This window comes from Bremerella sp. JC817, from assembly GCF_040718835.1.
Classification (GTDB): domain Bacteria; phylum Planctomycetota; class Planctomycetia; order Pirellulales; family Pirellulaceae; genus Bremerella.
In genome coordinates, this window is sequence record NZ_JBFEFG010000280.1 from 584,325 (window position 1) to 603,735 (window position 19,411).

Sequence of the window (19,411 nt, forward strand, 5' to 3'; positions counted from 1 at the left end):
AAAACGCGACGGCCGACGCAAAGTCACCGTTCCCACACATCGACATTACCGACCGTCGCGTCTTTCCAGTGAAGAAAGCTTTTCGCTCTCGCTTCCAGAATAGCCATCGCCGAGTTATAACGGAAATACGTTATTCCTATCTGGACGATAAGTGCTACCTATGGAAATTCATCAGCTACGCTACTTCGTGGCGGTCGCCGAGCTCGAGAACTTTACCCGAGCCGCCGAGCAGTGCCACGTCACGCAGCCTTCCTTGAGCCAGCAGATCGCCAAGCTCGAGCGCGAGCTCGATACGCGGCTGTTGGATCGCTTGGGACGCACGGTCGTTCTGACCGATTCCGGCAAAGAACTACTCCCCCGGGCACGTCGCATCTTGAAAGAAGTCGACGCCGCCGAAGGTTGGTTCAAGCAGCCTGAGGGGCCGGAAGTGGTCAGCTTGCGGGTCGGGGCGTTGCCAACGATCGCTCCTTTCAAGCTTCCGACCATCGTGCAGCACTTCCGCCAAGAGATGCCGAAGGTCGCGCTGACGCTGGTCGAGGACTACACCGACCATCTTCTCGATCGCCTGCTGAAAGGGACGCTGGACGTGGCGATCCTGGCCCTGCCGATCGAAGATGCCCGGCTGCAAGTCGAGCCCCTCTTCCGCGAACCGCTGATGGTCGCGATGCCCCCAGACCATCCGCTAGCAGACAAGCCGGCGGTCTCGTTCAGCCAGGTTCGCCAGGAACCGTTTGTGCTGCTGCACGAGATCCATTGCCTCGGAGAGCAGATCCTGGGATTCTGCCGGCAGCAAGAGTTTCAGCCGCATGTTGTCTGCGAAAGTGCCCAGATCTCGACGATCCAGGAGATGATTCGCCTGGGGGTGGGGATCTCACTGCTGCCCGAAATGGCGATCGATCCTGACGATACATCGTGTGTTTATCGGCCGATTCGCAAGATTCAGCCGTTCCGAACGATCGCCGCGGCCTGGAATCGACATCGCACCTCGACCCCGCCGCAGCGCCGGTTACTCGAGATCTTACGGCAAGAAGATGCCGCCCTCGTGACATAACTCGCGACATCGTCACGCTTGCTAGCGAAAATTGGCCTTGGTCCAAGCGGGGGTATCGCTATACTCTCGCCCGCCTGCGGGCTGTCTCGATTGAAGCACGGATGCATAAAGGGACAGAAAAGCTTGGCCGAGGAAACCATGCGTTATTCCACCATTCTGCAATTAACTGTTGTCGCTACTTGCTGTTGGATCGCTGTCGGACAGATCAGTGCGGAACCGATCCGCTTGAACCTGGGCGAGTCGGATCAGCCGATTCCGCATCAGGTCCCTTCGCAATTTCCTTACACCGAAACAGCACAGCCGGTCCCTTATCGGCCGTTCTCGCTGTCGTTGACCGCCGATGGCGAACCGCCTGAGATCCCTTCGGTGCGCCAGGTCTCGGCCGAGATGCCACCGCAGCCGCAAGATGGTACCGATGTCTCGGTGCGCACACCGGATGGTGCCAAAGTCGTTCTACCCGAAAGCGACGGACCGCTACGCATCTTCCGCATCCACGAAGAACCCATTCAAAACCCAGCCGCACCTAGCGGAACCTCGGTCTACAGGGAACAGCCTGCGCCGGCCGCTCCAACGCAGGAAACCAAGCCAGCCCCAGCGGAAGCGACGCAGCCAGAGACTCCTTCGGCCGAGTCATCCGCCGCCACGACCGACAACCCAGCGGGACCTTTCCCGAACTATCGCTACGCTCGACCACGCGTCGTTCCGACTCCTGGATCGAAGCCTGCGGTGCAGTTGGCTCCGCAGCCAAGCCCTGTTCCGAAAGAAGAACCTGCTGCTCCGATGACGCCGGTTCAGACCCCTGAGCCAGCACCACAGCCGGTTGCTACCCCCAAACCATTGACCGCCTGGGAAGTCATTCCGCAGCAAACGACCCTGGCCCAGATCAATGCGGCATGGGGCGAACCTTCGCAGCAGCGTCGCATCGACGAGGACAAGCGTGTCCGCCAATACGACCAACGCGATGAATGTGCCAAGGTTGAAATCGCCATCGAAGGGGACCAGATCATTTCGGTCTACATGATCCTCGAGAAGCCGATGCCGCGTACTTCGCTCGAACAACGACTGGCCCTGGTCGATCTCGATCCGGCCCAGGTCCAAGACACCAGCGGGCGACGCCTCGGGATTATCTACCCGGAAAAGGGCGTGATGCTGCCGATGTCGGCCGACACCAACCAGGTCGAACGAATCATCATTCAAGCTCCCTCGGCCGAAGCGTTCATGCTACGAGCCCATGGCCGTTCGCCGCTTGCCTTCCGAGATCGTCTGGCCGATTGCCAGTTGGCGATCGATCAGGAACCGCACTACGCGGATGCCTGGTACCAGATGTCGACGATCTTGCATCGTCTCGGCCGCGAACAGGAAGCCTTCGAGGCGGCCCGCAAGGCAACTGCCGGCGTCGGTTCGCTGCCTGAATACCGTTTGTACCGCACCTTGCTGTCGGCAGCCCAAGGCAAGCTGGCCAGTGGGATCCACAGCACGCAGCAGATTGCTGAAGACTCGACGGTCGACCCGCAGATTCGCGCCAAGGCACATTGCCAGTGGGGCGACTTCCTGCAGTTGGCAGGCCCGCAAAAGAATCGTGAAGCGGTTCAGCATCACGTCAAAGCGATTGAACTGGCTTCGCCCCTGGTGAACGATACTAACCAGCAGACCCGTCGCGCCGCCAAGCGTGTTCTGGTCGATGCTCACTTGTCGCTGGCGATCGACATCGCAACCGGCGACTGGGAACGCAAGGAAGAAGTCGTCAACCAATGGCTGCAGCGGTCAAAGGTCTACATCGACGACATGGTCAGCAACGAGGATGGCACCGGCGAACTTCGCATGGCCTGGCTAACCAAGTCGCTGATGGCCCATAGCTTCTATGGTGCGCCGTTCGATCCAGGCGATTCGGTCGACCAGATCCTGGGACAATACCGCGAGATGGTCAGCCAGACCGACGATCCCTTCTTCCACCGAACATTGGAATGGGAAACGGGTCAGGCCCTTTCGCAGGCCGTCTTCATCCAGCATGCTCGTCAGCAACATGACGAAGCCTTGAAGCTGGCCGAACAAGCCCACACCTTCTTGAAGGGTGGCCAGGTCGGTCGCGAGATCACCATTGCCGATCACCTGCTGCTAGGTAACCTTTACTTCCGTGCCGGTGCGATCTGTGCCGTGCAGAAACAGAAGCATGATAGCGCCGTGCAGTGGTACGATCTGGCAATGAGCCACCTGACCGATCCTTCGGTGAACAACATCATGCTCGATCGTCGCGGTGAATCGCTGGTCAGTATGGGCGTTTCGTACTGGTCGATTGGCCGACGCGAACAAGGGATCTCGCTGACCGAGAAGGGCAAGGGCCTGATCGAGTCGGCAATCGCCCAGGACGCCGGCTTGCAGCCGAAGCTGATCGTTCCGCTCGATAACCTGGCCGAGATGTACCGCGAGATGGGCGACTCGGAAAAAAGCGCCGCCTACACCGCTTCGTCGAAGAAGATCCAGCAAACGCTGGGCAGCGGTCCGGTTTCTCGCTAAACGAGACTGAAAGCGGCGTTCACTTCCCGAGGCAGGGGCCATTCTTTATGATGAGTTGAAGGGTGCCACGCTGGTTCACCCTTCGATCTGCCTGGAAAAGCCGCACTGCGCGAGCCGCTAATGGTCTTCGAACACATCGAAAAGCTCAAACGGGAATTCACCGACAAGTACGTCGCCATCGCGCGGATGGTGCCGGAATTGAAGCGATTCGAAGGCCGAACCGGGATCGTCCGCACCGTCAACATGAGCGGCCGGGCCCTGGTCGAGTTCCTCGGAACCAGCGATATCTCTTGGTACGACATCGACATCGACTTCCTGAAGATCGTCGAGAAGCCCCCTGAGCCGGAACCAGAAAAGAAGCCAGCCCGAGCGGCCGCCCCGGCGGAAAAGCCGGCAGCCAAGCCCGCCGCAGAGAAAAAAGGCGGGGCGAAGACTGGTTCCAGCACGGCCGATATCCTGGCGATGGCCCGGGCCAAGAAGTCGGCGGAAGAGAAGCCTGCCAAGCAAAGCACCGTTGATATCTTGGCGGCAGCGCGAGGCAAAAAGAAAGAGGCCGACGGAGACACTGCGGAGAAGAAGAAGCCCAGCACCTCCGATATTCTGGCGATGGCTCGCGGCAAAGGGAAAGCGGCCGACGACAAGCCTGCCGAGGGCAAGAAGACGGATACCAAGGCTCTATCCACCGCCGACAAGCTGGCCATGCTGCGTGGCGAGAAAAAGCCTGAAGCCAAGCCGGCGGAAGACAATCCAGCACCCGCCAAGGCGAAGCCGAGCACCGCTGATATTTTGGCGATGGCACGAGGAAGGAAGGCCGCCGAAGAAAAAAAGGATGCGGGTTCTACTTCCCCATCTACAGAGTTGACCACCGCGGAAAAGCTGGCCTTGCTGCGAGGCGAGAAGAAAGCCGAGCCTTCCGAGCCGAGCGAAGCGGATCAATCGCCTGCCCCTAAGAAGCCAAGTACGGCGGACATTCTGGCGATGGCTCGCGGCCAGAAGAAGAAGCCTGACCAGGCCGATCCAGCCGCTCCCTCTTCTGAGGATCGTTCGTCTGAATAATCGCCCCAGAAATTCTTCCGGCGTGGGCGAACTGCGACGGGACCGATGTTGTCCCATCCGGCGGATTGATAAAGAATAGATTTACCCCTTCAACCGAAGTATTCCCCGCCGAAAAGACGCATGATTCTGCTGATCGACAACTACGACTCGTTCACTTACAACCTGGTCCAACGGCTAGGAGAGATCGATCCTACGCTCGATCTGCAGGTCTATCGCAACGACCAGATCGACTGTGCGACGATTGAAAAGATGGCCCCCACCCATCTGATCGTCTCGCCCGGTCCTTGCACGCCGAATGAAGCGGGCATCTCGGTCGAAGCCATCAAGTACTTCGCCGACAAGCTGCCGATCCTGGGCGTTTGCCTGGGCCATCAATCGATGGGGCAGGCCTTTGGCGGAACGATCGTGCGCGCCGAACGTCTGATGCACGGCAAGACGGACGAGATTTATCACGACGATCGTGGTCTGTTCGAGGGAATGCCCAATCCGTTTATCGCCACTCGTTATCACAGCCTGGTGATCAAACCAGACACGCTCCCAGAAGATTTCGAAGTTGCGGCTTGGAGTATCATGCCAAATGGCGAGAAAGAGATCATGTCGATCCGCCACAAGACGCTGCCTCTGATGGGACTGCAATTCCATCCTGAGAGTTTCCTGAGCGAAACGGGGACCGACATGTTGCGTCGTTTTCTGGAGATTCAGCCAGCCCCGAGTTCCTAGAGGAGTCTAACCATGCTGTCCGTCAATCAGGCACTCGAACAGGTATCGCAACATTCCTACCCGCTTCCAACCCACGAGTGCAGTGCTTTTGAAGCACTTGGCGCAGCACTCGCAGAAGATCTTGTAAGCCCCGTCGAATCGCCCGCGTTCGACAAAGCCATGATGGATGGCTTCGCTCTGCGTTCGGCCGACACCTGCGGTGGATCGGCCAATCTGGAAATCGTCGAAGAGATCACCGCCGGCAACACGGCCAGCGAATCGATCCAGGAAGGGATGGCCGCCCGGATCATGACCGGCGCCCCCATGCCCAAAGGTGCCGACGCTGTGGTGATGGTCGAACACACCCAGATCGATTCCGAAAACGTCGATCGCGTGCAGATCCTGGATGAAGTTCCAACCGGCAGCCACGTTTTGAAACGCGGAGGCTTGCTCGAGAAAGGTCAGGTTGTTCTGTCGGCCGGGTCGATCATTCGCCCGATTGAAGTTGGTATTCTGGCCGACCTGGCAGGCGGACGTGTCACCGTCCGGCGCAAGCCGAAGGTCGCCATCATCTCGACCGGCGACGAACTGGTCGAAGCCCACGAAGAGCCTGGCCCGGGCCAAATCCGCAATACTAATGGCCCCATGTTGGCCGCCATGGCAACCGAAGCAGGGGCCGAAGCGAAGCGTTTGGGTATCGTCCGCGATAACCGCGAACACCTTTACGCCGCGATCCAGGAAGGTCTGGAAGCGGACATTCTGTTAATTTCTGGTGGAATGTCGGTTGGCGTCAAAGATTTAGGGCCTGGCATTCTGGCCGAACATGGCGTCGAGAAGGTGTTCCATAAAGTCAATCTCAAGCCGGGCAAGCCGCTCTGGTTCGGCAAGCGCGAAGGAAGTGGCACGCCGACGCTCGTGTTTGGACTGCCAGGCAATCCGGTGAGCAGCCTCGTTTGTTTTCACTTGTTTGTGCGTTCGGCATTGAATGCCATGATGGGCCGAACCGCTGTTTCTCCGTTCGTTCCGGGCTTCCTGCTGACGCGCGACTTTGCCAACCCTGGCGACCGCCCGGTTTTCTTTCCGGCGTACGCATGTCGAAAAGAAGGAGCCGGTGCGACAATCGCGCCACTCAACTGGAAGGGCTCGGCCGACCTGGCGACGTTGGCTAAGGCCAATGCACTGGCCTGTTTCGACGCCAACAGCCAGTATGAAGCTGGCCAATTTATCTCTGCAGTGATGGTCTAACTACTTCTTTTAGGGCGTTGGCCATTTACTGCTGTTGGGTTACACTCCTCCGAACAGTCGGGGGACTTTTGCGCCGGGAGTACCGCCGACATTCGTGGGGCATTCACAGTCGGAACAGAAAGTGAGCCAACTCACCCAGCTTGCCGAGACCTGGTTCGAAGAGGTTTGGAACCAACGTAACGACAACGCCATCTTCGAACTCTCTGATGAAAACGCCGTGGGATACGCCGAGTCGGACGTCCGCTATTTCAGCATGGAAACTTTCAAAGAGTTTCGCGACAACGTGCTCAAAGCGATGCCGGACGTGCGGATCGACGTTGAAGATACGATCGAGCAGCCGCCGAACGTGGTTGTTCGCTGGTTTCTGACCGGGACGCACACCGGCGATGGCTTTGGTTTCACACCGACCCACTCGCGTGTCACGCTGCGAGGCATGACCTGGCTCCGCGTCAACGAAAACAACAAGTTCATCGAAGGATGGGACTGTTGGAACCAGGGGCGGATGCTGCAGATCTTTGTCGGGGCGACGAAGCCAAGCCCCAATCGTTCGCAAGATCCGAAGTAGGGCGGAAGTCGCTCTAGGACCTGCCCCGCAAACCGCGTAGATTTACGGGATTCTATCTCTATTCGCGGTACCGATCGAGAATTCTCGTGCACGCATCCGATTCCCAAGCTGCCTCAACTCCCGACGTTTCGAGTGCGTCGTTTTCGTTTAGCTGGCGGTGTGTTCTGTTTTTAAGTTGTGCCAGTGCCTTGCTGCTGGCGGCTGCCTATCCACCTCTCAACCTGTGGCCCTTGGCTTGGGTGGCGCCGATCGGCTGGCTGATGCTGATCCGTGTCGATACGCTGCCCAAGCGAAGCTATTGGTGGATCTACCTCAGCGGGTTTCTGTTCTGGATGACCGTGCTGCACGGCATCGGCAATGCTCACTGGGCGACCCGGCTGCTCGGTTGGCCGATCTTATGTAGTTATCTGGCGGTCTACACGCCGCTGTTTGTCGGCTTGTCACGACTGCTGGTGCTACGAGCCTATGTCCCTCTCCCGTTGGCCGCTCCAGTCGTGTGGACCGGTCTGGAGTACATTCGAGCCCATTTCGCGACCGGATTCTCGATCGCACAGCTTGGCCATACGCAGGCCACTGTTCCACTGCTGATTCAGGTCGCGGAATTCACGGGGGCGTACGGCGTGGGCTTCGCAATGCTGCTAGTCCTGGGTCTGGCAGTCGCCGCATTGCCGGGGGCTCGGCGACATCCGGCGACTCGGCAGCTGCCGCTTTGGCTGGCCCGAACTGGCTTGATTGTTTGCTCGCTGTTGATGGCTGTTGGTTACGTGGTTTGGGGCACGATGCTGTTCCACGCCAGCAGCAAACTGGAGTGGGGCTATTCGCACGGGGGCCAACGCGATCCGGTTGAACCGGTGAAGATCGGTCTCGTGCAGGGTTCGATCGATACGGTCTTCGGCGATCCAACGCAGTCGGAACGTACCTTCGAGCAGTACACGGCCCTGACCGACCACCTGGTCCAAAATCATCCGAACCTCGACCTGATCGTCTGGCCAGAGACGACGATGGGGGACCATATGGTCTTCGAGATCGGTGCTGATTTCGCCGCGCCGAAAGACTTGAAGATCGACGAGGCTGAATTTCGAAAACGGATTCTCGAACGAGCCGACGGGTTCAATGGCTTCCTCCACGATCTGGGTGTGAACCGTTGGAAGTCACCGCTGCTGCTGGGGACTTCGGTCGTTCGGTATGGCAACCAGCGGATGGAGCACGCCAACGCCGCGATCTATGTCGGGCACGAAGGAACCATCGTTACCCGCTACGACAAAGTCCACCCGGTGATGTTTGGCGAGTATGTCCCGCTGGGGGATTACGTTCCGTGGATCTACGATCTGCTGCCGATCGGTGGCGGGCTGACCCCAGGCAAAGGCCCGGTCACGGTCGATGTCGACGGTGTCTCGCTGGTCCCTTGTATCTGCTTCGAGAACACCGTACCCCACCTCGTTGCGGGGCAGGTTCGAGAGCTTGATCAGGCGGGGATCGATGTCGACGCCTTGGTCACGTTGACCAACGATGGCTGGTTCTGGGGTTCCAGCATCCTCGATCTGCACCTGGCGTGTGCCCGGTTTCGAGCGGTCGAGAATCGTCGACCGATGCTCGTGGCTGCCAATACGGGGATCTCAGCCGTGATCGACTCGCAGGGGAAGCTGCTGCAATACTCGCCCACCCGAAAAACCACTTATCTCGTGGCTGATGTAGCGCCCACGGTGCGACCAATCTCGTCGTACACCAAGAACGGGGACTGGTTCGCCGGGTTATGCCTGACGTTGACGGTTATCGGGGCGATTGCCGGGTGGATAGTCTCGCGAAGACCGCCACCTACCGCTCCCCAGAAGGGCAATTAGGTTCGCTAATGGGGGGTTTTCCGTAGCCGGCTCTCGGCTAACGAGCCGCAGAAACGGAACGAAGCTCCCCCGTTGGACGGAAGTGGCCGGTAACCTGGGTAATTTTCCGACCAACAATCCGACGTAAAACGTTATTGTCGTTTATATTAGAGCAGGGGCTGGGCAACGTGCGGCTCGCGTATCGGTTATGCAGCCAACTTTCCCAGAACACCTAAACTAAATTGTCCATTTTGTTGACACTGTTCAAACGCCAGAATTATACTGGCCGTAAATACTCACACATCTTGTCCCTTTACAGGCACCAGTCACTCATAGAGCGCGGTCTCTTGAGTGCACCTTCTCGGTTGTTGGATCCGTCAATCTGCATGGATGCGGCTTGCTTTTCATGCGTGGAATTCACCCACGTGGCCGCAAGTGACGAGAAACCGACCCAGGCAAGGCCGTGGCAGAAGCCATCGAAGGAGTCACTTCCATGACATTGATCGGAAAGATCTTTACCTACCTGATCCTCATCATGAGCTTGGTCTTCATGACTGTAGCCATGACGGTTTATGCCACGCACAAGAACTGGCGTGAGGTGGTCAAAGGGGATGGTGCAGGCAACCAAGGGCTTGAAAAGCTAATCGCGGAGCAGAAGTCGATTGCCGCGGCACTGCAAGATCAGAACGAAAAGCTGCAGACCAAGCTGGAGCAGGAACGTGCTGCTCGTGCTTATGCGATCGCCGCACTGCATGCACGTACCAAACTGCAGGATGTCGAACTGCTGAACTTGAGCCAGGCCAACGAACGGCTGGTGAAGTCGGAAGCCGACATGAAGACGCTGCTCGAGCTGGCCGAAACCAACTCGAAGAACTTGAAGACTGAAGTCGATGGGCTGCGTGCAGACATCAAGGTCGCCCAGACCGATCGCGACTCGACGTTCAAAGACGTGGTTGCGTTGACCGACAAGCTGCAGCAGTACAAAGTCGAACAAGACCGCCTGCGTGAACGCGAACAAGAGCTGGCCAAGCAGACCGCTCGTATGAAGCGTGTTCTAACCGCCTTCGGTAAGGACGAGTTCACTCCGGTCGATGGCATTCCGCCAGAACTGTACGGTCGAGTGACCGCCGTGAACGACAACAACATGGTCGAAATCTCGGTCGGCTCGGACGACGGGATCCAGAAGGGTAACACGCTCGACGTGTTCCGCGGCCAGACCTACCTCGGCCGTATCATCATCAAGCAGACCGCTCCGGATCGTGCGGTCGGTGAAATCATTCGTGAATACCGCCGCGGCCTGATTAAGAAGGGTGATCATGTCTCCACAAACCTCGGATAAGTCGGGACGGAAATCGAGCCCGAACGTATACACCGTCATGCTGATCCTGTCGTTCATTGCCCTGACGACGGGCGCCATCCTGCTGTTCATGGAACTGCAGCGTTACGGCAGCTGGCCTCAATGGAAGGTCTAAGCGACCTGGCCAACTCGGCAGACAAGCCAATGAAGAAGGCGAAGCGGAATCCGCTTCGCCTTTTTTCGTAACCCGACCTTGCTAGATGCCCAGCGCGTCGGGATGAACGGCCCCCAGATGCTGTGCCAGACGTACGGCTTCGCGATGGCTGGTGTTATAGACCCGAGCGGTCAGCAGCAATTGAATGTGGTACTCGAGATTCACACGATGCTGCTGAGGGTCGACACGCAGCACGATACGCTGCTGAGCGTAAGATTCCGGACCAAGGACCGTCGACCAGAGATTGCCGCGACGAAACGTCAGAGGATCCTCTGAGACGACCTTCGCCCTGGTCCCTTCGTAGAATGCAATTGCCTGGGGGACGACCTGGGTAATCTCGGGGACGAAGAACTCGTAGCGATCGACGAAGCCGGTAACCGTCGCCCCACGAAAGACCTCGGCACGAACATACGCTTCCGCTTGTTGTTCTGGCTGTGGAGAGCGAAAAGGATTCAGCGACTCGTCCATCGGCAACCTCCCGGCAACGACCCTTGCTAACTCCCTTCATTATAGAAGGGTAGGGAAGGGGAGTCCGGATATGAACGGTTAGCCTCCGTTGCGAGCGGCTTCCTCCGTCTCGGCGATCTGCGTGCTTGGGCTCCAGCCGGCGTCGAACAGCATGTCGAACAGACGTGCCTTGGTGTTGACGTTGGTCTTGCGGAAGATGCTCGAACGTCGGAACTGGACCGTTCGCAGGCTCAATTGCAGGTGGTCCGCAATTTCCTGGTTGGTACGTCCGAGGAACATCAGCTCCAGCACCTTGGTCTCTTCCGCCGAAAGATCGCTGAGCAGCTGCTCGGCCTCTTGGCGTTTGACGTGCTTCTGGAAGCTTTGCTGATTCTTATCCATCGCCTGGCGAATGGCATCGATCAGACGCGTCGTGTTGCAAGGCTTCTGGAAGAGCTCGAACGCCCCCAGCTTCATTGCCTGGACCGTCGTCGGTACGTCGGCGTGGGCCGACAGAAAGATGACGATCAACGGCAAGTTTGCCTGGTTGATACGACGATGCACTTCCAGCCCCGAAATACCTGGCAAACGAATGTCGAGAACGACACAGCCAGGCTGCGTAGGTTGGATTTGTTCGAGAAATTCCTCGCCAGAGCCATAGGTGTAGGCGGTGAAGCCTACCGACTTGGCCAGCTGCAACAAAGAGTCGCGAGCGGCGGGATCATCGTCGACGAAATGAACAATCGGTTCTGAAGTCATGGGATGCAAACTGTCTACCCAGGAAAACGGTCATGCCTGTTTTACCCCTAGTCCTGTTGCTGCCCTTGATTCAGTTCTTCCAAGATTGGAGTCCCACTGCCCCATGATGTGTCCTGGTCGAAACCAGAGTCATCCAGCGAGATCTTGGTAAGAACTTCTTACTGCATATGCAATGCGATTGGAACCGGGAAGGACGAAACGGCCGATTTTAGATCGCACCAGCATGTTCGCTAGTGTCACTAAAACCTTAACAAATGTTGAGCCAGATTCCCCTTCCCAAATTTCTCATCGGATATCGTCGCCAAAGCCTCAAATAAAAGCCACTGTATTCATGTTTTGTTTAGCAAGACTGCACAAAACAGGCAAACCATGGTATTGAGTGCGCCCCAACCGCAATTTTGGCGAGCAACTTTCTGCGGAAATCTGGCTCATCGTAAATATAGGTTCCGATTCCAGTTCAAACCGACGGGAATCTGTTTCGGGCCGCATTTTCTTGAGATTGCCTTGCAATAACGACTTAGTGCGCTTAGCAGCGCCCCACTGATGGTTTGGGGTAATAAAATCCTCCACGCGATCAGGGGGGCTACGAACAATAAACAAGTTTTCGCTGAAAACTTCTTACACAACAAAGGAAAAACTGCGGGATTCCGTGCTTTTTTGAGCATTTGATTGGCCAGGCCAACAAATGCGACCATCCCGCAATAAAAAGGGGCCCGATAGCACTAGACTACGGGCCCCCACGCTTAATAGCAAACAAGTCAACAAGTTCTTATGGAAGCGAAGTGTTGGTCACTTCATCTTCGGGCAAGCGAACCAGCATCCAAGTTTCGTCGCGCTGCGTTCCGTAATGCACCAGAACTGAACTGGCTTCCTGAGACAGGTTGTAAATACCGGTCTCCATGACCGTTGCCGACGAGTCACCAATCAACCAGGCGGCACGCTGCGATTCTGGATCGACCTTACCCCAGACCGGCAACGAGTTGTCGGTCACGGCGTTGTAGTACGTACCAGCCAGCAAACCTTGCTTGTCGACCGCCAACTGCAGGTAAATATCGCCATCACCCGATGCGGTATCGGTCAGGACGAAAACACCCAATGGCAACCAGTCGTCTGGGTTCCCGTTACCTTGCGTTGGAGGACGGTTCTGCAGGATCTGGCGACCTTCATTCGCCAAAGCGATGGCCTGCAAAGCGTACTGTTCGCGGGTAGCGATCGGATCGTCTTCGACATAGACATACTGCGTGTCGTAGACGATGGTCGAACCGTAGTCGTAGTAAACCGGAACGGTCGAGTAGCTACCCCAGAAACTCCAGTTACTTAAGCGGTATGGCGAAGCCCACGACCACCAGTAACCTGGACGAGGTCGGTATGTGTGGAAGTACCAACTGTTCAAGAAGCGGTTGTTGGGGTACCAGCGGTTGTTCCAACCGTAGTTGAAATGACGGTGGGAGTTGTGGCGAACGTTGTTCGCATAACGATACCAGTTGTCCGGGACGTGGCGACGATCGTTGTGATCCCAGCGACCATCCCAGTCCTTATCCCAGTTACCGCCTGGGCGACGATCACGATGGCGATCACGATCCCGGTCGCGGTTTTCAACATTTACGAGTTGGTCGCGAATTGCACCACGATCAAGCGAGCCCTTGTCGCGAACACGGTTCAGTTGGTCACGGAACTGTGGATCGCGGTTGGCACGATCTCGCCAGTCGAAATCAGGACGGGCGATACGAGCGTCGTTGTCACCACGATCGCGATCCCCAGGACCACGGCTCGGGCCTTCAGCTCGGTCAGGGCGTTCACCAGGACCACGGTTTGGGCCTTCAGCTCGGTCAGGACGTTCACCAGGACCACGGTTTGGGCCTTCAGCTCGGTCAGGACGTTCACCAGGACCACGGTTTGGGCCTTCAGCTCGGTCAGGACGTTCGCCAGGACCACGGTTCGAACCTTCAGTTCGGTCGGGACGTTCACCAGGGCCACGGTTCGGGCCTTCCGTTCGGTCAGGGCGTTCGCCAGGACCACGGTTCGGACCTTCCGTTCGGTCGGGACGTTCGCCAGGACCACTGCCAGGCAGAGTGGCCGAAGGGCGATCTCGGTCTGGCAAGCCGACACGACCACCGTTGGCACGATCTGGGATGTTCGGCGTATTCGGACGATTCAGGCCGTTATCGCGACCGTTGTTACCATCGCTGTTCAAGTCACGCAGGCGTTCGCGAATGTCGCTGGCATCACCTGGACGGTTACGCATGCGATCGACTTCACGCTGCAGTTCTTCTCTCAGGTTGTTTCGCTGCAGACGATCGGGACGAGCCGAATCGCGGTCTGAAGCGGGGTTACCAGGGCGTTGTTGGTTAAACATCTCGCGGAAATCGCGTCCTGCTGGATTACGATTGCCGTTGGACGGCGCAGCGTTCTCACGATCGAGATCGGGGCGATTCACTTCCCGGCGACCGCTATCCGGTCGGTTTTGATTCAAACGATTGAAGATGTCTTGGGCCGATCGACCTGGCGTGGCATCCCGATTTGGCGATGCCGAATTACCGCGATCGCGTGGCGTGTTGTCAGGACGGGTCGACTGCATGCGTTCCCGCAGCGAATCGATCGACGACGGGCCACGGTCACGCGAGGCATTGTCGGGGCGCGTCGACTGCAGACGATTCCGCATCGATTCTAGCGACGACGATGGACCACGATCTCGGGCCGATGGGGTATTACTGGGACGGCTGTTGCCACGATTTGGCGTCGCCTGGGGCGAGCTTTGACGTGGCGAAATGTTTGGCGTTGGACGCGAACTCTTCGAGCTGTCGGTCGGTCGAGCACTTGGCTGCGGCCGACTTCGCTCGCGACTGGCGCTCGGACTTGGCGCAGACTTGCCTCGATCAGGCTGGGCACTACGCCGGTTCTCGGAACCGCGCGATCCGCCGCGATCTTTCTTGTCTTGCGCCTGGCCGAGAGCCGGCAGGCTGATCAAGCCAATCAACAAGCCGGTCAGCCATACGGATGGACGTGACATGGCAAAGACTCCTTTTATGAGTATCTGGCAACCATGATCGGAGAATGGCACTGGGGGGTATGCCGCGTTTATCCGCCGCGGCGATGGAATGCGACCTACATGGGGACATTCACCGTTCCGATCGTTGGGCAAAGTGCAAAGACTTAGCGCACGATTTAACTGATGCAGACCCCATGCCAACCTGCCAACTCTTCAAGAATTCTCACGGAAACGCCCACTCCCCCTGAAGTTGCGCTGATTTTGCCGTCTAGGCAGTTCCACCCTTGTCATTATTGCCGAGTCATTTTGATAACAATTGTTTCAATTTGACCATCCGAAGCTGACAATCGTTTTAAGAGTTACAGCCGGTGTCGCAGATCGATCAGCGCGACGCCTGGGCGACCAACCGTGTCCTAGACTTGGAGCAGAATCCTTTTCCTTTGAGACATTGGTATCGGGTTTGCCTTGTCTCTAAAACAGGCCGAGGAACAATTCCCAACGAATCAGTCCTCCGTTGCCAAGACCCAACAGACATCTAATCCATACCCGAGGGGGGATCGTTATGTTCCGAAATCTAATGATTGCCGGCGCCGTCGCGTTGGCTCCGTTGTTTGCCGCCAGTACGGCAACGGCTCAGGTCGTCACCACCGTCACACCACCGACCGCCATTGGCTACGTCCCGGTGCGTACAGGGCTGTTTGGGTTGCGCACCCAGATGAAGCCTGTGCTGGCCCCTGGTGTTGCTACCTCGTACGTGGCGAGCCCAGTCGTGACGACGAATTACGCGCCGATTACGACCAACTATGCTCCGATCACGACAAATTACGCTCCGATCACCACGAACTATGCTCCGACGACGACGTATTACACCCCCGAGGTAACCACCTACGCTGCGCCGGAAGTGACGACGGCTTATTACGCTCCGCCGGTCACCACGTCGTATTACCAGCCGGCACCGACCGTGGCCCCGGCGACCGCCACGACGTACGCCCCAAACCAGGTGAACTACTATCGTAGGACCTATTGGTATTCGACTCCGGCCCCTGTGCCGCGCTCGGTTGGCATGCCGATTATCGGCTACTAGTCGACCCCGTTGATCCGATCCCAATTGCAACTGCCCGCCATTTTGGTGGGCAGTTGTCGTTTTCGAAAAAGGGTTTGCGGGCTACAGGGTCGTTTTCCGGTCGATTACACTGGAGGGACGGTTTGTCGACGCCCTACGTCGCCATCCTTCCCTTTCTGCACGCCGCTGACCCGCGGCAGGTTCCTAGTATCCGAAGGTTCTCCACCCATGAAATTGCATCTCTCCTCCGCGCTCGCCTTGTTGTTGCTGTTGTCGTGCGTCGCTACCTTGCCAGCTGCGGAAAAGGAAACGGAAGACAAGAAATCGGAAGGGGAGTGGATTCAACTCTTCAACGGGAAAGACCTGACCGGTTGGGTCCCGAAGGTTCGTTACCACGAACTAGGCGAGAATCCTGCCAATACCTTCCGCGTGGAAGACGGCCTGCTGACTGTCTCGTATGCCGATGGCTACGAAGACGGGTTCAAAGAAACGTTCGGCCACTTGTTCTATGAGAAACCATTCAGTAATTATCGTCTGCGTGTCGAATACCGCTTCCTGGGCGACCAGTGCAAGGGTGGACCGGGCTGGGCTTTCCGCAATAGTGGTGTGATGATTCATGGCGAAGATCCGAAGACCATGGGTAAAGATCAAGACTTTCCCGCTTCGATCGAAGTGCAACTGCTCGGCGGCCGAGAACAAGGTTCGCGTCCGACCGTCAACTTGTGCACGCCAGGAACCAACGTGGTGATGGACGGCAAGCTGTTCAAGCCACATTGCATCAATAGTTCGTCAGACACTTACCGTGGCGACCAGTGGGTCACGTGTGAAATTGAAGCCCACGGCAACGGTACCATCAAACACATTATCGACGGCAAGGTCGTGCTCGAATACGAAAAGTCACAGCTCGACCCTAGCGATGCCCACTCCAAAGAACTGATTGAAAAGGCTGGCGGCGAACTGATGCTCTCGGGCGGTTCAATTTCGCTGCAATCGGAAAGCCATCCGGTTCAGTTCCGTAAAGTGGAAATCATGCTGCTCGACGAGTAGTTCATAGAAACGGAATGGACGTCGATGAAAACCTGCACGCTCTTCAACGGCCGATCAGGCGGGGCCGACACGATCGGCCCTCAAGTCGAAAAGCTTGCCGAGCGTGATGGGTCGTGTTGGATCCGTCTCGACCAGCTTCAAGGAGATCAGCAGCTGGTCGATATCATCGGTGAACGTCAACCTCAGCGGGTGATCCTGGTGGGGGGCGATGGCACTGTCAGCCGGTCTCTGGCGACGCTCTCTACGCCGAACGATCTGGAGTTCGGCATCGTTCCGACCGGTACCGGTAACGACCTGGCGCGTTCCCTCGACATTCCCTTGAACCAGGTCGAAGCGGCCTGGGATCTGGCGATCCAAGGGGAAGCGAAGTTGATGGATCTGATCGAGACCTCGATCGACGAGCCCCATCTGCTGATGAACGCCGTAACCGCAGGTATTGGCGGTGTCGTGGCTGAAGAAGTCCAATCCGAAACCAAGCATACCTACGGGGCACTAGCCTACTGGATGGCGGCGTTGTCGGTTCTTTCGGATCCGCCCAAGTTTCAGATCCGCATGAAGCTCGATCAGCAGCAAGTGATTGAAGAAGAGGTCTTCGCGTTCTGCGTTGCGAACGGACGCTGTGCCGGCGGTGGCTTCGTGATCGCACCGACGGCTCAGTTGAACGATGGCAAGATTCACGTGACCATTCTGCCGGTGCTTTCGACCGTTGAACTGTTTGCGTCAGGTTTGAATTTCGTACTGACCAATGAAGATGCTCAGCGACGAATCGTGACATACAACGCCGAAGAGGTCGAGTTTGTCGCCACGCCAGAAGTCCCTTGCAGCCTGGATGGCGAGAAGGGATCGTTCGCGTCGATCAAGTTCCGGATTCTGCCCGGCTCGAGGCGATTGGTGGGCGGGCCGAACGCAGCTTTCGCATAACGCCGCTGACAAAGCCCTCTCCCAAAAGAAGCGGGAGAGGGGTTCGAATTGCTGGGAAGCGACTACTCTGGCTTCGCTTCGTCTTCCTTCTTGGGCAACTGATGCGACAGGAGCCACTTGAAGACTTCTTCGTTGTCGTACGTTTCGGTCCAGCTATCGTGCAGCGCTTCGGGATAGATGGTTAGCTTCGGATTGCCACCCTTTTCTTTCAGCAGCTTGACCATTTCTTCGGATTGGCTGACCTTCACGACAGGGTCTTTGGCTCCGTGAAACACCCAGGTCGGAATGTTGACGATCTTCTCAACAACTTCGACCTGCGATGGACCGCAGATCGGAGCGATCGCGGCCAGCTTGTCCGACATCGCACCGGCGACCTGCCAGGTACCGCGGCCACCCATGCTCAAACCGGTCACATAGACACGGCTTTCGTCGACGTTGTGAATCTCGACAATGTGATCCATCAACGCGACCAGGTCCTCGGTGATCCACCAGGTCCCTTGAGGGCACTGTGGCGCGATCATGATGAAGGGAAAGTCTTGGCCGTTTTCAACCAGCTTGGGTGGGCCATGCTTTTTGACCTTCGAGAGGTCATCGCCTCGTTCTCCGGCACCATGCAGAAAGAGCACCAGCGGCCAATGTTCCTGTTCTTCGTAACCTTTGGGAAGGTACAGCAGGAAGTGCATCTGCTTGCCGCCGGGCAGATCGAAGGTTTCTTCCGACAACGCGGCCGGCTCTTTCTCTTCGGCTTGAACCGTGGAAACGAGCGGAAATAGCAGTAGTAGAGCCATGCAGAACGCTTGGGTCAATTTCATCGTGAGGACCTCGATTAGCAAGAAAGGAATGTTCCCACCCATTCTAATTGACCCCAGACAGCCATTTCCACTTGGCCCCCCGGAAGCTTTGCCCAAAACCAAGGTTACTGGTACAACGAAACGAACGCTTCCACTTCCTGCAGGGATCTTTATGTCCGACGACTATGCCATTTTGCGAGAGGCCGACTGCCGGATCGATCGTGCCAGGGCGGCGGCGATCCTGGGTCGTTGCTTGAAGCAGGCTCCGGCCGAGATCCTGCAAGAGTTGCACGATCGACCAGGCATCCTGGCCCGGAACATCTCGGCGGACGTCGCTCGCGAAGCTGCCAAAGGCTTGATCCTGGCAGGCATGCCGTGTCGCGTGGTGATGGAAGAGCAGCTCGTCCTGGTGCCAGCGACCCCCAGGAACACGATCCGTGAAATGGAGTTCTACGACGACTGCCTCGTCTTCCGTTCACTGGAATGGGAAGGAAGAATCCCCTGGGACCAGATCCGGCTGGTCGATATCGTCCAAGAGCTGGAATCGATTACCGAGCTAGTCCCCAGCACCACAGACGATGGCACTTCGGACACGCGGAGGGCGAAGCGTTCGATCCGGACGACCCGGTTCGAGCTAAGTGTCTTTCTCGAGATTGTCTGTGTCGATCCCACGCTGCGGATGCGAATCGACCGCAGCCAGTTCCGCTATAAGTCGACTGGCTTGAAGATGCATACCAGCCGCGAGCTGAACTTCCGGGCGCTTTGTATCGCGCTGCATATGCGATGTCCCAACGCGTTGACCGGGCTCGGTTTTGCCTGGATCTCGAAGGGTAACAACTCGCATCACCAAAGTGGCAATACGCGAAAGAAGTTCGAGAACTTCGCTTCGTGGCTGCTGACGATGGAAGACTAAGTCCACCTTCGACCAGGATA

The 19,411-nt window shown here is 57.4% G+C and carries 17 protein-coding genes; 13 read left to right on the forward strand and 4 right to left on the reverse strand.

Features of this window, described 5'->3' with window-relative positions:
• Positions 1 to 160 precede the first annotated feature (160 nt).
• The 9 genes from AB1L30_RS20720 (at position 161) to AB1L30_RS20760 (ending at position 10,422) form a co-directional block, all read left to right on the forward strand.
• On the forward strand, positions 161 to 1,051 hold the full coding sequence (locus AB1L30_RS20720; protein WP_367015587.1) for a LysR substrate-binding domain-containing protein: 891 nt from the start codon (positions 161 to 163) through the stop codon (positions 1,049 to 1,051).
• Between the two features lie 138 nt (positions 1,052 to 1,189).
• Positions 1,190 to 3,565: a hypothetical protein gene (locus AB1L30_RS20725; RefSeq protein ID WP_367015589.1), complete on the forward strand. Its 2,376-nt coding sequence runs from the start codon at positions 1,190 to 1,192 to the stop codon at positions 3,563 to 3,565.
• Between the two features lie 120 nt (positions 3,566 to 3,685).
• Positions 3,686 to 4,621 carry a hypothetical protein gene (locus tag AB1L30_RS20730; protein ID WP_367015591.1) on the forward strand — a complete coding sequence of 312 codons (936 nt, stop codon included), beginning with the start codon at positions 3,686 to 3,688 and terminating at the stop codon, positions 4,619 to 4,621.
• A gap of 120 nt (positions 4,622 to 4,741) precedes the next feature.
• Positions 4,742 to 5,341 (forward strand): aminodeoxychorismate/anthranilate synthase component II, encoded by a 600-nt coding sequence (locus tag AB1L30_RS20735; protein ID WP_367015593.1) that lies wholly within the window; start codon positions 4,742 to 4,744, stop codon positions 5,339 to 5,341.
• 12 nt (positions 5,342 to 5,353) lie between these two features.
• The gene (gene glp / locus AB1L30_RS20740) at positions 5,354 to 6,565 is read left to right on the forward strand and encodes a gephyrin-like molybdotransferase Glp (RefSeq protein ID WP_367015595.1); all 1,212 of its coding nucleotides are present in this window, start codon (positions 5,354 to 5,356) and stop codon (positions 6,563 to 6,565) included.
• A gap of 121 nt (positions 6,566 to 6,686) precedes the next feature.
• Positions 6,687 to 7,130, forward strand: a complete 444-nt coding sequence (locus tag AB1L30_RS20745) for an ester cyclase (protein ID WP_367015597.1) — start codon at positions 6,687 to 6,689, stop codon at positions 7,128 to 7,130.
• 86 nt (positions 7,131 to 7,216) lie between these two features.
• Positions 7,217 to 8,971 (forward strand): apolipoprotein N-acyltransferase, encoded by a 1,755-nt coding sequence (gene lnt, locus AB1L30_RS20750; RefSeq protein WP_367015599.1) that lies wholly within the window; start codon positions 7,217 to 7,219, stop codon positions 8,969 to 8,971.
• 472 nt (positions 8,972 to 9,443) lie between these two features.
• The gene (locus AB1L30_RS20755) at positions 9,444 to 10,289 is read left to right on the forward strand and encodes a hypothetical protein (protein ID WP_367015601.1); all 846 of its coding nucleotides are present in this window, start codon (positions 9,444 to 9,446) and stop codon (positions 10,287 to 10,289) included.
• Positions 10,267 to 10,422: a hypothetical protein gene (locus tag AB1L30_RS20760; RefSeq protein ID WP_345089321.1), complete on the forward strand. Its 156-nt coding sequence runs from the start codon at positions 10,267 to 10,269 to the stop codon at positions 10,420 to 10,422. The genes AB1L30_RS20755 and AB1L30_RS20760 overlap by 23 nt, the downstream gene beginning before the upstream one ends.
• Before the next feature lie 81 nt (positions 10,423 to 10,503).
• On the opposite strand, the gene AB1L30_RS20765 is transcribed toward AB1L30_RS20760, so the two are convergent.
• The 3 genes from AB1L30_RS20765 to AB1L30_RS20775 form a co-directional block, all read right to left on the reverse strand.
• Positions 10,504 to 10,929, reverse strand: a complete 426-nt coding sequence (locus AB1L30_RS20765; RefSeq protein ID WP_367015603.1) for a hypothetical protein — start codon at positions 10,927 to 10,929, stop codon at positions 10,504 to 10,506.
• A 78-nt stretch (positions 10,930 to 11,007) separates the two neighbouring features.
• Complete coding sequence (locus tag AB1L30_RS20770; protein ID WP_345089316.1) at positions 11,008 to 11,667, reverse strand: response regulator; 660 nt, start codon at positions 11,665 to 11,667, stop codon at positions 11,008 to 11,010.
• 769 nt (positions 11,668 to 12,436) lie between these two features.
• Positions 12,437 to 14,677 carry a hypothetical protein gene (locus AB1L30_RS20775; protein ID WP_367015605.1) on the reverse strand — a complete coding sequence of 747 codons (2,241 nt, stop codon included), beginning with the start codon at positions 14,675 to 14,677 and terminating at the stop codon, positions 12,437 to 12,439.
• 541 nt (positions 14,678 to 15,218) lie between these two features.
• On the opposite strand from AB1L30_RS20775, the gene AB1L30_RS20780 reads away from it, so the two are divergent.
• From AB1L30_RS20780 to AB1L30_RS20790, 3 genes are all read left to right on the forward strand, one after another.
• Entirely contained in the window at positions 15,219 to 15,740 is a 522-nt protein-coding gene (locus AB1L30_RS20780; protein WP_367015607.1) for a hypothetical protein, read from the forward strand.
• A 207-nt stretch (positions 15,741 to 15,947) separates the two neighbouring features.
• Positions 15,948 to 16,766, forward strand: a complete 819-nt coding sequence (locus AB1L30_RS20785) for a DUF1080 domain-containing protein (protein ID WP_367015609.1) — start codon at positions 15,948 to 15,950, stop codon at positions 16,764 to 16,766.
• A gap of 24 nt (positions 16,767 to 16,790) precedes the next feature.
• Positions 16,791 to 17,687 carry a diacylglycerol kinase family protein gene (locus tag AB1L30_RS20790; RefSeq protein WP_367015611.1) on the forward strand — a complete coding sequence of 299 codons (897 nt, stop codon included), beginning with the start codon at positions 16,791 to 16,793 and terminating at the stop codon, positions 17,685 to 17,687.
• Between the two features lie 62 nt (positions 17,688 to 17,749).
• Here the strand turns inward: AB1L30_RS20790 and AB1L30_RS20795 are convergent, their stop codons facing one another.
• Positions 17,750 to 18,499, reverse strand: a complete 750-nt coding sequence (locus tag AB1L30_RS20795) for a dienelactone hydrolase family protein (RefSeq protein ID WP_367015613.1) — start codon at positions 18,497 to 18,499, stop codon at positions 17,750 to 17,752.
• A gap of 151 nt (positions 18,500 to 18,650) precedes the next feature.
• Here AB1L30_RS20795 and AB1L30_RS20800 point away from each other — a divergent pair, with 151 nt between their 5' ends.
• Entirely contained in the window at positions 18,651 to 19,391 is a 741-nt protein-coding gene (locus tag AB1L30_RS20800; RefSeq protein ID WP_367015615.1) for a hypothetical protein, read from the forward strand.
• Positions 19,392 to 19,411 lie beyond the last annotated feature (20 nt).

Bases quoted from the DNA above. Each gene is read 5' to 3' on its own strand.
- AB1L30_RS20785 (WP_367015609.1), top strand. From the start codon at position 15,948: ATGAAATTGCATCTCTCCTCCGCGCTCGCCTTGTTGTTGCTGTTGTCG.
- AB1L30_RS20800 (WP_367015615.1), top strand. From the start codon at position 18,651: ATGTCCGACGACTATGCCATTTTGCGAGAGGCCGACTGCCGGATCGAT.
- AB1L30_RS20730 (WP_367015591.1), top strand. From the start codon at position 3,686: ATGGTCTTCGAACACATCGAAAAGCTCAAACGGGAATTCACCGACAAG.
- AB1L30_RS20725 (WP_367015589.1), top strand. From the start codon at position 1,190: ATGCGTTATTCCACCATTCTGCAATTAACTGTTGTCGCTACTTGCTGT.
- AB1L30_RS20795 (WP_367015613.1), bottom strand. From the start codon at position 18,499: ATGAAATTGACCCAAGCGTTCTGCATGGCTCTACTACTGCTATTTCCG.
- AB1L30_RS20780 (WP_367015607.1), top strand. From the start codon at position 15,219: ATGTTCCGAAATCTAATGATTGCCGGCGCCGTCGCGTTGGCTCCGTTG.
- AB1L30_RS20775 (WP_367015605.1), bottom strand. From the start codon at position 14,677: ATGTCACGTCCATCCGTATGGCTGACCGGCTTGTTGATTGGCTTGATC.
- AB1L30_RS20790 (WP_367015611.1), top strand. From the start codon at position 16,791: ATGAAAACCTGCACGCTCTTCAACGGCCGATCAGGCGGGGCCGACACG.
- AB1L30_RS20720 (WP_367015587.1), top strand. From the start codon at position 161: ATGGAAATTCATCAGCTACGCTACTTCGTGGCGGTCGCCGAGCTCGAG.
- AB1L30_RS20770 (WP_345089316.1), bottom strand. From the start codon at position 11,667: ATGACTTCAGAACCGATTGTTCATTTCGTCGACGATGATCCCGCCGCT.
- AB1L30_RS20765 (WP_367015603.1), bottom strand. From the start codon at position 10,929: ATGGACGAGTCGCTGAATCCTTTTCGCTCTCCACAGCCAGAACAACAA.
- AB1L30_RS20755 (WP_367015601.1), top strand. From the start codon at position 9,444: ATGACATTGATCGGAAAGATCTTTACCTACCTGATCCTCATCATGAGC.
- AB1L30_RS20735 (WP_367015593.1), top strand. From the start codon at position 4,742: ATGATTCTGCTGATCGACAACTACGACTCGTTCACTTACAACCTGGTC.
- AB1L30_RS20760 (WP_345089321.1), top strand. From the start codon at position 10,267: ATGTCTCCACAAACCTCGGATAAGTCGGGACGGAAATCGAGCCCGAAC.
- glp (WP_367015595.1), top strand. From the start codon at position 5,354: ATGCTGTCCGTCAATCAGGCACTCGAACAGGTATCGCAACATTCCTAC.